Raw genomic sequence first — 12,056 nt, 5'->3', positions numbered from 1 at the left:
GAACTAACTCTGCCTTGCCGGGGTACCTCGGACAGGAGAATGTAGGGCTCGGCCTGCATTGGACGAGCCGCGTCGGCTACAGACGGACCGAAAGCGGGACTGCCGTCCCGGCCAAGCGGATACGCGATGGAATTGGGAAATCCTTCCTTGAGCTACGCCTCTAAAGCCAGCGCCATGGCAGCGGCCGGCGCGGTAAACCGCTTCAGCCTTTGTCCATAATTTGCTTGAGCAGAACAGCCAGCATTCCGATGCCAAGCATGATGACCGCCACCATAGCGATACCTACTGCAAGCATAACGCCAGTCACTACCGAAAAGTAAAGTGAGGCCAGCATCATGGGCGTGGCAATCGCAAGGCACATCAAGCTGAACAGCAGGAATATCTTTAGCGGATTATAGTAGAGGATGGCCTCGATGACATATTGCAAGGTTCTCAGGGAATCCCTGAACAGGCGCACCTTGCTTCGGCCACTTCGTTCGAAATAATCGATCCTGTAATAGGTGACGAACCGGTTGGTCATCATATAAGCGAGTGTTAGGGATGTGGTGAAGCTGAAAGTGTCGCACAGATGCGGGAAGTATTTCATCACTGCGTTGCGGCTGAAAACGCGCAGGCCTGAATTGATGTCGGGAATGCGGCGGCCGGCTGTCCATTCAACGAGGAAACGCAGTATTGCGCGCAGCGGCATCTTGAGAATGGATTCTCGATAGTGCGGGCCATGCCGCTGGCCCACCACCATATCAAAGCCTTCGTTGTAAAGACTGACGATTTCGGGAATGGCCGTTGCCGGATAGGTACCATCGGCGTCGGATATTACGATTGTCTCGTATATCGCCGACTCAATCCCCTTTTTTAGCGACCGCCCATAACCCAGGTTATGAGGATGGCGGACGACCCGGGCCCCGGCCGCGATGGCAACTATTCCGGTTTCGTCCGTTGATCCGTCATCGACTACGATAATCTCGAACGGCACCAGGTTGGCGCTTGTCATGACGCTGCAGATATTAGCAACGGCTGCGCCGACACCATGCGCTTCGTTCAGCGCGGGAATTACAATCGAGATCATGATTTGCGCGCGACGCAGATTAAAGATTGGCCGAAAAAGTTGCGGGTCAGGGGATCCACGAATCTCGAAACCGGCAGGACGTATTTGTCGAAGATGCGAATCTGCGCGTTGACCCCAGAATCATCCAGCGACTGGTGTCGTACGAAGCTGTTTATCCACCACGCAAGCCCGCCGATCGAGTTGAAGTAGCGGAGATCGAGAACTTCGATTGGTACCCCCGCGCACGCCTTGAGCATGAGCCCCTTGTCGTATCGGCGGTAATGGCCGGCGAGCCGGTCCAGATCGCCATAAAGCTGATTCAGCGCAGGCACCAGGATCAACAAATGTCCACCCGGTGCAAGCGCGTTGGCCATATTCGCGACGGCGCGATTGTCGTCTTCGATGTGCTCGATGACATTGCAGCACACCACGGTATCGACGCTGCCAGGCGGGAAGCGCGACCTGAACGCCTCCGAGCAGATATCGGCAAGTTCGAAGCTACCGCCTGGATATCTTACGCGCGAGGTTGCTACATTGTTCGGATCGATATCGACACCATGATAGCTGCCGAGTTTGCCTAGATATTCGTAATAGCTGCCGTGGCCTATTCCGACTTCCAGCACGTCACGGCCGAAGTAGGGCCTCAGAGTGCCCACGATCCAGTCCATGTAGTTGCGCGCGTCGGCGATGGCGCTGGAAAATGTCGGTGCCATTCGATGCCATTCGGACTCCTGCTTGACCAAGGCAATGTCCTATTTAATGGGGTTTTTGCCGGAAACCGGCACTCCGGTCCGCTTCCAGCTTGCAAGGAAACAGGGGTACATGCTGGGCAGCGGAATGTTGCTGAAGGCGATTTCAATCGGCTTTACAATCGGCCAAAGCATCGGCTTGATCCTTGGCGGTACACGCGTGACTAGGCTGTTGAGAATCAGGAAATAGGCAGGTCCGCCAAAATAGCGAACGGCGTCGCCTTCGAAGTATGGCGAAGCCTGTTTGAGGATTGCTTCGTGAGATAGGGCCCACTCCGTCGGGGCATCGAAATATTTGTCCACTACATACCACTTGTCGCGGACGATGTTGAGCGCGAAGTCGGCGCTTGGTTCCATCATCAGGAGGTGACCGCCCGGCTTCACGATCTCCGCGATGTTGCGCAATGCCTGCGGAAGATCTGCGACGCAATGATGAAGGCCACCGACGATGATCGCTCCGTCGAATTTCTCCGAAACGTGCGCGGGCCGTGTCAGATCGATCGCGCGAGCGGGGTTTCCGGTGGTGCGTTGATAGGATTCGCAGGCCCGATCGGAGATGTCGAAACCAACGGTACGAACGCCACGGAACCGTTCGATGATTGCCAGTGAATTGTGGCCGCTGCCGCACGCGAGATCGGCGATCTTCGCGTTGCTCAAATCGGCTCGGCTGAACAGCCAGTCGTAGATGAATCGCGACCGGTACTTCATCGATGTCGCGTCGTAGTAATGCAACTCATAGGCGTCATGGATTTCGGTGTAGTGTTGCTTTTGTCGGGAACTTTCCATAGTCCGATTCACAAAATGAATGAGTTCCTGCGCTCGCTTCGACCAACCGTTCAACTTGCGCAAAAGTTGCATTTATTGCATAGCTTGCAACTAGCCCAAGATCAACCTCGCACTGCTATTTTTGCATTCTTTGGATACCCTCACAATATCGCGGAGGCAGCATAATGAGAGCTAGACGCTCCCAGTCTCATCTGGCACGTCAGACAATCTCCGATTTCGGCGATCAATGGCAGCGTTATACGGACAACGAGGGCTATTACGGAGACGTCGGTGTGCTGGAGGGGACTCTTCGTCCCTTGCTCAAGCTCGACGACCTTAGAGGTAAGCGCATCGCGGAGATTGGCAGTGGCACGGGACGAATTGTCAGCATGCTGCTGCAAGCTGGAGCAAAAGAGGTGACGGCCATAGAACCGTCCGCCGCTTTCGAAGTACTAAAGCGCAACCTTGTGCAGCATGCGGACCGTGTCGTTTTTCTGAACAAGGCGGGACACGAGATTCCCACCGATGGTCAGTACGATTTCGTCGTCTCAATCGGCGTGATCCACCACATCCCTGACCCCCGCCCCGTAATCGCGGCTTCGTTACGCGCGTTGGCTCCCGGCGGGAGGATAATTGTTTGGCTGTACGGAAAGGAAGGCAGCGGACTCATCGTGTCTGGGATTCGTGCATTGCGCGCCCTTACTACTCGGCTTCCGCATTTCTTCGTGGCGGCAATTGCACATTTCCTCTTGTTGGCGCTTGACGTCTATATTGTTGCCTGCCGCCTTCTGCCGGGATTGCCGCTCGGCGACTATATTAGAAATGTCTTAGGCCGGTTTTCCCGCTCGAAGCGTTATCTTGTGGTGTACGACCAATTGAGACCGGCCTATGCGAAGTACTATAGCGAAGCCGAGGCGCGCGGACTTCTCGAATCGAACGGCTTTGCAGATGTTCAATTGCACTTCCGTCATGGATATAGCTGGACTGTAGTAGGAACGCGACGTGACAAAAGCCTAGAGCGTGGGCTTGAAAGTCATCCCGCGCAAGTTGCATGAGGCATGGCTTCAGTGCAAAGGTTCTCACGCAACCGTGGATCCAATCCAAGGCTAGTCTAGGATATTCATGCGCGCGCGAACTTTGACAGCAGGACTGGTTGTGTTTGCGGTCCTGATGATTTGGCTTTACTCAATTGGCCTGCGGTTCCCCTATATGAACCAGATACCCGTGTGGGATGCCGATGTGTGTACGGCGGCGGCACACATGTGGACCCGGATGTGGTGGGACGAGGGAGCCCTCAAAATGTGGTTTTCCACCCCATACGCGCCTCGCTCAATCGAGGCGCCTGCACGCACCCTTTACCAGTCCTGGCCTCCGGGGGCCTTTGTCCCAATCTATCTCGCCGCAAAATTTTTGGGCATGCAACCGAGCATCCCGCTGGTGAACTGGGTCAACACCGTCGAACACGGCCTGATCGCGTTAGCGGCCGCTTTCATAGCGTTCAATCTTGCATTGATGAACCGGCTAGGGAACGTCGGCAGCGCCTTGGTGGCTATCGCCGTCATGTTCCCGATTCTGCTGTCCCGCGGCCCTCTGTATGTGTTTTCGCAGATCTACGACGTAACCAATGCCGTCCTGATCTACACTACGACGTTCATCATGCTTGAAGTGATGTTTTATGGGAGCAAATCGGGACGCGAAAAGCGAATCATCGAAGGATTGCAACTGATCACCATCTACTTGGCCTTTCTAGTCGACTGGCTATCCTACACGTTGTTTGCGTTCTGGCTCATCAGCCGCATCGCCGCCGGTTACGCCGGCATCGAGGAGCGCATGACGTTACGCCGCTTAATGTGGCTGGCGCTCATCCCGATCAGCGCATTCTCGCTATATCTGGTTTGGCGCTTTCTTTCTCCCGATTCGCCCACGGGAAGTACCGGGATATTGGCGTCACTGGACCAACTTGTCTTCAAAGTCATGGAGCGAATGAATCTCACCCAAACGGAGCACAGGTCTGGTTTTTTTCAAGCCTTTATAGAGATGCATCGGGACTGGTTTTCGGAATCAACGTTCTTCGTCATTGTAATATCGGCGCTACTTACGCTCGCATTGATCGTTGTCTCGTATGTCCGAGCTCGCAATCCGTTCGAGCGCCGATCCTTATTCGCAATGGGATCGATTCTGATGTTGATCACAGTTCCGTTCTACCTGCACATGATCATCTTGAGCCAGCACACTTATATTCACCGATGGGCGATGATGAAGGCGATGTTCGCTTACGCGCTGGTTCCTTTCGCCTTGCTTCCGATCAGCCTTTTTACGCTGCTCCGACTGTCATCTCCCAAAATGGCCTCATGGCGGTTTGGCCTTGCTTCGGCAAGCCTAGTCTTGGCGTCTTGCGCGGCTTTCTACGCCGTCAAGGTCACGAACGCGGAATCATACCTAATGGGACGGATTGATCGCGATACCTATCTCATGTGGGACGACATCGGACGAAATACCCGCTACGCGGACGTAGTGGTTTCTCCGGTTCTCGAAGCCAATCCCATCAGCCAGCAACTCGGTGCTTCATACAAGCTAGTGCATCTCGGAAAGGATTTTTCGGACGTGGACAAGATCGTGGAACGTGTGTGTGGTGATTTCAACGTGGTCTTGGCATTGCCAAGAGGGACAGAGCCGGGGGAGTTTGCATCGCGCGAGCCTGCTGAGGTGATCGACACCGGGCGAATGCGATTGCTTAGGTTTACTTCCTATCAAGGAAAGGCGATCGGCTGTTCATAGACGCTGACTGTCGAGCGTCGAAAATCACTACATCGCTGCTTGTTTTCTTGCTATCGACCCGTTTTCCCCCGATTCCAAAACCCGACTGAGCGCATGTGTGGAATTGCCGGCATCTTCAATTTCGACGGCCAGGACGTCGATCCGAAAGTTATGAAGCGGATGACTGACGTTCTGGCCCATCGCGGTCCGGATGCCGGCGAAATCTGGATCGATGGTGCCGTCGGCTTGGGGCATCGCCGGCTCGCAATCCGCGATCTCACGGCGGCCGGCCGGCAGCCGATGAGTGACCCGACAGGAAGGATAACCGTAACCTATAACGGGGAGATCTATAACGAAGCCGAGTTGCGCTCGGAGCTTGAACGCGATTTCGGCGTCACGTTTCGCTCCCATTGCGACACGGAGATTCTGCCTGCCGGCTATCTGGCCTGGGGGGAGAAGCTATTCTCCCGCATTGAGGGCATCTTTGCCATCGGGCTTTGGGATGCGGCGGCTAGGCGCCTGATGCTGGCGCGGGATTCAATCGGAACCAAGCCCCTGTTCTTTTCTTCGACTGGCGGTGTCGTTCGATTCGCCAGCGAGATCAAAGGTCTGCTGGCCGACCCGCGGCATCCTCGCGATTTGGACCCCGAAGGGCTGCACCGGTTCCTTGCGATGGGCTATGTCGGGCCGACATCGACTACGATGCGGCACATTCGCCAGATCGAGCCGGGCTCGATTACGATTTATGAGAATGGCAACGAAACAACGCGACGCTTCTGGCAGCCTCGCAGAGGGCAAGGGTTTCGAAATCTTGACGACGCGGTTGATGCCTTTCTTCCGCTGTTTGATCAGGTTGTCAGCGACCAGCTTATTAGTGACGTGCCGGTTGGAATTTTACAGAGCGGCGGAATCGACAGCTCCCTTATCGCTTACTCGGTTGCGAAGCTGGGCAGATTTCCCCTCGTCACGGCGTCGTTCGCGGAACAATCTCACGATGAAACGGGAATCGCCTCCCTTGTTGCACAGCAAACCTCACTGCCGCACCGCATTGTACCAGTCAGCGACGATCCGCGGCCCGATGCGACCCTCGCGCGCGTGGTCCATCATTTCGACGGTCAGGTCGCAGATGAAAGCGCAGGGCCGCTGCTCCTACTGACCCAAGAGTTGCGCCGCAATTCCACTGTGGCTCTGTCTGGCGACGGCGCGGACGAGTTCTTCGGCGGATATCCGACTTACAAGGCTTCGCGTCTTGCCCATGGCGCCGGCGCTATGATTCCGAAAGGCGTCGCAGAAGCTGTTGGTAAGTTCATGTACGGGATATCGGGCGGCAACGAAAAGCGGCTTCCGGCGACATCCCTCTTGTCGCGCTTCCTGCTCGGGCTCGCGGCCGGGGCTTCGTATCCTCATGCGGAATGGCGGCGCTATGTCCCCGAATTTCTTGTATCAGGCCTTTACGGATCCGCGCTTCGTTATCTCTCAAGTGAAAGTCCCATGGGCGGGTACCGCGCCGCTATCGAGCGCGCCGACGGGCCTGTTATGTTGGATCGATGCCTAATCGCTGACCAAACCTACCATCTGCCGGCCGGCCTTCTGATGAAGACGGATGCAATGAGCATGGCAAACGGCGTTGAGATACGTGTTCCCTTTCTTGATCGACGTATCATGGAATTTTCGGGCCACTGCAACCTCGATCTAATCGTGCCTTTGCGTGGCCAGACCAAGCCGCTACTGAGAAAGGCACTTCGCAGCAGGGGCGCAGGCGAGCAAATCTGGAGTGCTCCAAAGCGGGGATTCAATACCCCCATTGCCAGGTTGCTGCGTGGTCCGCTGCGGCGTCTGGGTGAAAACGTTTTCGAGCGCTCGCAGGATATTTTTGAGCCCTACCTAAGGCCGGGTGTGATACGCGACCTTTGGTTGGATCACGCAAGTCGGAAGGCAAATCATGCCTACGCGCTTTGGCCCCTACTGACATTTGCCCTTTGGCGATCACAGCTAGAAGGCATTGATCTGCTGCCTTGCCAGACGGATACACATCTGCGCGGCTTAAAGCGCCAATGAAGATAGAGACCCGCACGCCGGTGGATCTCGTTACCGGGCGACTAATATTGCGCTTCTTTAAAGGAAGGGCAGGGTTCGGGAGGAAATCACGAAACGCAGAGAAACTATGTTGGCGATCATCGGGGGCTCGCTGGTACTCGCCGTTGGCCGGGTTACTGTTGTCGCTGGCTGAGAAACCAAGGCCGTTGGGCCAGTGCGCATACCGCCCCCTGCCTAATTCGTTGATGTCGGCAAAGCTACTCTGGCCGGGGCCAATCTGTTTGCCGTCCTCTTAGATCACCACCGGGGACTTGGCATCGCCGGTGACGCTCGCGTCATCCGCCAATGCCTTAAGCTGCTCCAGCGCGTCGCGGCGGCTCACAACGGCATGGTTGTGCACTTCGAATGGTCGGGGCCTGCGTCGCAGCTGCATCGGGCTTCTCGTGGCGATAACGTACCCGTCCGGTGAGGACCAACTTGCGGGCCGCAGTTTGGCCCATCTCAAGGAATAGGACCTGACGGCCGAGATCGCCACCCAGGCACCTGGGTGTCCGAGCGCCAGCGTGCTCTTCTGCTGGCGGCGCAGCGTTAATGTGCTCGCAACGAAGAGATTGATCGCCGAATGCGAGGCAAGTTCATATTGGCCGAGCTGCCCGGGCTCCTACACGAGCTGCCGGAAGATTTGGTTGTTTTTGCCGAGGAACCATGGATTCCGGGCCAATGCGATGCTTCGCCGGCTGGAGCCGGATTTCTCGGTTTCTTGGAGTTGTCGACCATCAGAGAGTTCATCAACGACCTGCGGGCCGCTGGCCTGACCGAGGCCGAGCAGCTCAAGGTGATGATCCACTACGCCACACACGACGCCTTTCCCGATTGGCTCTAGGAAGGGTCTCGCTTCCGCTAAGGGCTACCAGTCTGCGCGCTGGCTTATTCCAAACCCCAGCCTCGATCAGGTGCTACGCCGGATTTGGCCGCACCGGCGTTCAACGGTTCGCCTTCAAGTTCCACGGCAGCAGCTCGCTGATCTTTGATGCAGGAAGGCGGGATGGTGATGTGGTAAGGGCATCGCAGCTATGGTGCAGCCAACGCGATAGCGCCGCCAGCGCCGGAGCATCTTGGGCAACTCCGCAGCGCGCGAACTCCTTGCAGTTCTAATTGGCGTTCTAAACGCCAAAGCGTGCTATTTTCTGCGCCATGCAGTTGCAAGGCAGGCGTCCTAAGGCCAGGCTCTTAGCACGGACCTCTTTATTTCGCGGAGGAGGGACAGACGCCGGCTCTGCGCGCTATTGAGCAGCGCCTCGAAGACCAAGAAGACGTCGCGCGCTTGCAGATAGACTTGCGTATTGATCGCATTCGAATCGTAGCCATAGGCTGCAAGTCGTGCTTCGATCTCGCGCCTAGCCGTTGGATTTACTCGCCAGTTCAGTGCGTTTCGCCGAATATGGTCAGCGACGGGGGCAATCTCGGGCGGTATTCCTGCGAGGTCGATGTGGTGCAAACTCTGTTCAATAGCGTTTTCGCGGTAGTGTTCCAACAGTTTGTGCCGCAATACTCGATAGCGTTGGATCTCCCAGGATAATTCCACCACATCGACCGCCAGAAGCCACTCGATCGCGGATCGTGGCGCGAGCTCGGCGAATATTATTTGACGCATCAGCTGATATCTTTCGAGTGATTCACCCGGCAAAGCAAGGGCGGGGGCGACAGAGCTTCGAACTCCGCGGGCAACGTGGCTAGTGTAAGATCTTGACCGGTACCAAAGGGCGCATTCATGTTGCGAGTCTTTCGGCCGGTGTTGTATGGGAAGGGGTAGCCGGGGCCCCATCTTGGCCGACGGCTTGGCTTGCGTTCCACAATTGCTTGGCAATAGGCATTGGCACGATCTGCATGTTCGCCCACCAGGCCTTCTCGTTGCCGTGGCGATGCAGATCCTGGTGGTGGGTGCGACAGAGCGGCACCGTGAACTCATCGCTGACCTTGCGTCCCAGGGCTCTTGGTTGGGCGAACTTGAGGTGGTGTGGGTCTGACGGGGTTTGTTGACAGATCAGGCAAGGCTGTCCTCGTACGAAGGATAGGTGGAGTTGTTTCGCTTACGCACCGGCTCCTTCGGCAGAGCGAGAGCGGCGATGGAGCCTTTCTGCGCCGCCGTGGACGGATCGCTTGTGAACTATTGCTCATTGGATCCGTTGGGCGGGCACGGCTGTGCCCTTGGCACAGCTAGGTACGCTCGTCAGCTATCACCCTGCCGTCGTTTGGCAGCGAGCCCGCAGCGACTAGTTCGACATTACCGCCGAGTTTCGTCACCGAGCGCAAGGTGGCGGCGAGCTCAGCTTCGAGCGCGCTGCCGGGTGCAGCCGTCTCCGCCTTCAGCGTCATCAGATCAGTCTCGCCGGACCGCGTGACCACGAGGCGCAGCCGTCCGAGTTCGGGATGGCGCTTGCCGATCTCGGCGATCTGCTCGGGGCGGACGAACATGCCTTTGACCTTTGTGGTCTGGTCGGCGCGGCCCATCCAGCCCTTGATGCGCATGTTGGTGCGTCCGCATGGGCTTGTCCCGGCCAGCGTTGCGGTGAGATCGCCGAGCGCGAGCCTGATCCACGGATGCTGCGGATCGAGCGAGGTGACGACGATCTCGCCGACGTCGCCGGGCGCCACGGGATCGCCGGTGCCGGGACGCACGATTTCCATGATCAGGTCCTCGTTGACGACCATGCCATCGCGCGCCGGCGTCTCGAAGGCGACCAGGCCGAGGTCGGCGGTGCCGAACGCCTGATAGGCGTCGATGCCGCGCGATCTAACTTCGTCCTGCAGCGATTTCGGAAACGCCGCGCCGGATACCAACGCGCGCTTGATCGAGGAAACGTCGCGCTCGGCGCCTGCGGCAGCGTCGAGCAGGATTTTGAGGAAATCAGGCGTGCCGCTATAGCCGACCGGCCGATAGGCCTCGATCAGTTCGAACTGCTGCTCGGTGTTGCCGGGGCCGGCCGGAATCACCGCACATCCCAGCGCCCGCGCCGACGCATCGAAGATGAAGCCGCCGGGCGTCAGATGGTAGCTGAAGGTGTTGAGCACGACGTCGCCGGGTCGGAAACCGGCCGCAAACAACGCCCGTGCGCCGCGCCAGGGGTCGGCGTGAACGGGCTCGGGCTCGAAGATCGGCCCTGGCGAGGTGAACAGCCGCCCGAACGACCCCAAAGGCCCGGCCACGAAACCGCCGAAGGGGGGCGCGGCCTTGTGCAGGGCAGGGAGTTCCGACTTGCGCAGCACCGGCAGGCGCGCCAGCGCGGCGCGGCTGGTCACAGAAGCCGGGTCGACGCCCTTCAGGCGCTCGGCATAGGCCGGCGCGGCCAATGCCTTGCGCAGGATGTCCGGAAGCCGGGAAAACAGCTCCGCCTCGCGTTTCGCCGGCTCGCGCGTTTCGAGGGCGTCGTAATGATCCGTCATGACGAATTCCCCAGTTTAGGGTCGATTGCGTGCCGCCTCTGACGTGCTATCAGACGGCTTCTACCGGTGTTGATGTTCCAGGGAACGCAATGGCTGAAAGAGATACCGCTGCGGCGGCAGATATGCTGGATTCGGCCGATATCGTCGCGAGGCTGAAGCTTCGCATGATCGACCATTGCCTGCCGCTGTGGTCGACCGAAGGCTGGGACGACGTAGCGGGCGGCTTTATCGATCGGCTCGATGTGGAAGGCCGCGCCGATGCCTCGGCACCGCGCCGGGTGTTCGTACAGGCGCGCCAGATCTATTGCTACGCCAAGGCGGCACAAATGGGTTGGTATCCCGACGGCCGCGCGATCGCGCTGAAGGGGCTGGAGCACCTGCTGGCGAAGGCGAAAGCTCCCGATGGCAGACCGGGCTTTGTCCACACGCTGACGCCGGATGGTGCTGTGCTGGACCCGCTGCGCGATTCCTACGATCACGCCTTTGTCCTGCTCGCCCTTGCAACCGTCCATGGACTCGATCGCGATGCGCAGGTCCGCGCCGAGATCGACGCGCTGTGCCATTTCGTGGAGACGCAGTTGCGCTCGCCGCACGGCGGGGTTCACGAAGGATTGCCGGTGTCGCTGCCGCGACGGCAGAACCCTCACATGCATCTGTTCGAAGCGATGATCGCGGCGTTCGACGCGACGCACGACATCGTGTTCCAGAACAGGGCCGGGAATTTCTTCAGCCTGTTTCTGGCCAACCTCTACGACAAGCAGCGGCAGGTGCTTGGCGAGTACTTTGAGGAAGACTTCTCGAAGATCGAGCCCGTCAGCGTCGAGCCCGGACACCAGGCGGAGTGGGCGTGGCTCTTGAAGGGCTTTGAACGCATCACCGGCTGCCCGACCGGCCGCTACCGCGGCGAACTGCTGGCTTCGGCGCTGCGCTATCGCGACGAGGCGACCGGTTGCCTGATCGACGAGGGCGACGCGGGCGGCAACATCAGGCGGCATACACGCCGGCTGTGGCCGCAGACCGAAATCGCCAAGGCGTGGATCGCGCAGGCTGAAGCGGGCGAGGCGGGAGCCGCCGACGAAGCGCGCGCGGCGTTGGCGCGGCTCGAACGGCATTATCTGAGCCATCCCGTCGCGGGCGGCTGGTACGACCAATTCGATCGCGCCGGCAAATCGCTGGTCGCCACCATCCCTGCGTCTTCGTTCTATCATGTTCTTTGCGCAGCTGCAGAAGCAGAGCAGGTGATCGGCTAAATGATGAGT

The 12,056-nt window shown here is 58.3% G+C and carries 11 protein-coding genes and 1 pseudogene; 5 read left to right on the top strand and 7 right to left on the bottom strand.

Annotation, left to right across the window (positions count from 1 at the left end; translation table 11 throughout):
* Positions 1 to 202: 202 nt before the first annotated feature.
* From V1294_RS29560 to V1294_RS29550, 3 genes are read right to left on the bottom strand one after another with little or no spacing between them, the layout of a single operon-like run.
* Positions 203 to 1,066, bottom strand: coding sequence for a glycosyltransferase family 2 protein (locus V1294_RS29560; RefSeq protein WP_334502107.1), 864 nt, complete (start codon positions 1,064 to 1,066; stop codon positions 203 to 205).
* Positions 1,063 to 1,758, bottom strand: a complete 696-nt coding sequence (locus V1294_RS29555) for a class I SAM-dependent methyltransferase (protein WP_334502104.1) — start codon at positions 1,756 to 1,758, stop codon at positions 1,063 to 1,065. The genes V1294_RS29560 and V1294_RS29555 overlap by 4 nt, the downstream gene beginning before the upstream one ends.
* 39 nt (positions 1,759 to 1,797) lie before the next feature.
* Positions 1,798 to 2,652, bottom strand: coding sequence for a class I SAM-dependent methyltransferase (locus V1294_RS29550; protein WP_334502102.1), 855 nt, complete (start codon positions 2,650 to 2,652; stop codon positions 1,798 to 1,800).
* A 92-nt stretch (positions 2,653 to 2,744) separates the two neighbouring features.
* Between V1294_RS29550 and V1294_RS29545 the strand changes: the two genes are divergently transcribed.
* The 3 genes from V1294_RS29545 to asnB all read left to right on the top strand — a co-directional run bounded on the left by V1294_RS29545 (position 2,745) and on the right by asnB (position 7,374).
* Positions 2,745 to 3,614 carry a class I SAM-dependent methyltransferase gene (locus V1294_RS29545; RefSeq protein WP_334502100.1) on the top strand — a complete coding sequence of 290 codons (870 nt, stop codon included), beginning with the start codon at positions 2,745 to 2,747 and terminating at the stop codon, positions 3,612 to 3,614.
* Between the two features lie 244 nt (positions 3,615 to 3,858).
* Entirely contained in the window at positions 3,859 to 5,337 is a 1,479-nt protein-coding gene (locus V1294_RS29540) for a hypothetical protein (protein ID WP_334502098.1), read from the top strand.
* 93 nt (positions 5,338 to 5,430) lie between these two features.
* Complete coding sequence (gene asnB, locus V1294_RS29535; protein ID WP_334502093.1) at positions 5,431 to 7,374, top strand: asparagine synthase (glutamine-hydrolyzing); 1,944 nt, start codon at positions 5,431 to 5,433, stop codon at positions 7,372 to 7,374.
* A 271-nt stretch (positions 7,375 to 7,645) separates the two neighbouring features.
* Here the strand turns inward: asnB and V1294_RS29530 are convergent, their stop codons facing one another.
* Complete coding sequence (locus V1294_RS29530) at positions 7,646 to 7,786, bottom strand: hypothetical protein (RefSeq protein WP_334502091.1); 141 nt, start codon at positions 7,784 to 7,786, stop codon at positions 7,646 to 7,648.
* A 189-nt stretch (positions 7,787 to 7,975) separates the two neighbouring features.
* Here V1294_RS29530 and V1294_RS29525 point away from each other — a divergent pair, with 189 nt between their 5' ends.
* The gene (locus V1294_RS29525; protein WP_334502089.1) at positions 7,976 to 8,236 is read left to right on the top strand and encodes a hypothetical protein; all 261 of its coding nucleotides are present in this window, start codon (positions 7,976 to 7,978) and stop codon (positions 8,234 to 8,236) included.
* A 333-nt stretch (positions 8,237 to 8,569) separates the two neighbouring features.
* Here the strand turns inward: V1294_RS29525 and V1294_RS29520 are convergent, their stop codons facing one another.
* The 3 genes and pseudogenes from V1294_RS29520 to V1294_RS29510 all read right to left on the bottom strand — a co-directional run bounded on the left by V1294_RS29520 (position 8,570) and on the right by V1294_RS29510 (position 10,797).
* On the bottom strand, positions 8,570 to 9,007 hold the full coding sequence (locus tag V1294_RS29520) for a hypothetical protein (protein WP_334502087.1): 438 nt from the start codon (positions 9,005 to 9,007) through the stop codon (positions 8,570 to 8,572).
* A 115-nt stretch (positions 9,008 to 9,122) separates the two neighbouring features.
* A pseudogene (locus V1294_RS29515) lies at positions 9,123 to 9,478 on the bottom strand (DUF968 domain-containing protein); the annotation flags it as partial.
* Positions 9,479 to 9,570: 92 nt separating this feature from the next.
* On the bottom strand, positions 9,571 to 10,797 hold the full coding sequence (locus V1294_RS29510; protein WP_334502084.1) for a phenylacetate--CoA ligase family protein: 1,227 nt from the start codon (positions 10,795 to 10,797) through the stop codon (positions 9,571 to 9,573).
* 89 nt (positions 10,798 to 10,886) lie between these two features.
* Here V1294_RS29510 and V1294_RS29505 point away from each other — a divergent pair, with 89 nt between their 5' ends.
* Entirely contained in the window at positions 10,887 to 12,047 is a 1,161-nt protein-coding gene (locus V1294_RS29505) for an AGE family epimerase/isomerase (protein ID WP_334502081.1), read from the top strand.
* The last annotated feature ends 9 nt before the right edge of the window (positions 12,048 to 12,056 follow it).

Source organism: Bradyrhizobium sp. AZCC 1678 (assembly GCF_036924765.1).
Lineage (GTDB): Bacteria > Pseudomonadota > Alphaproteobacteria > Rhizobiales > Xanthobacteraceae > Bradyrhizobium > Bradyrhizobium algeriense.
This window is presented reverse-complemented; position numbering and strand designations above follow the sequence as displayed.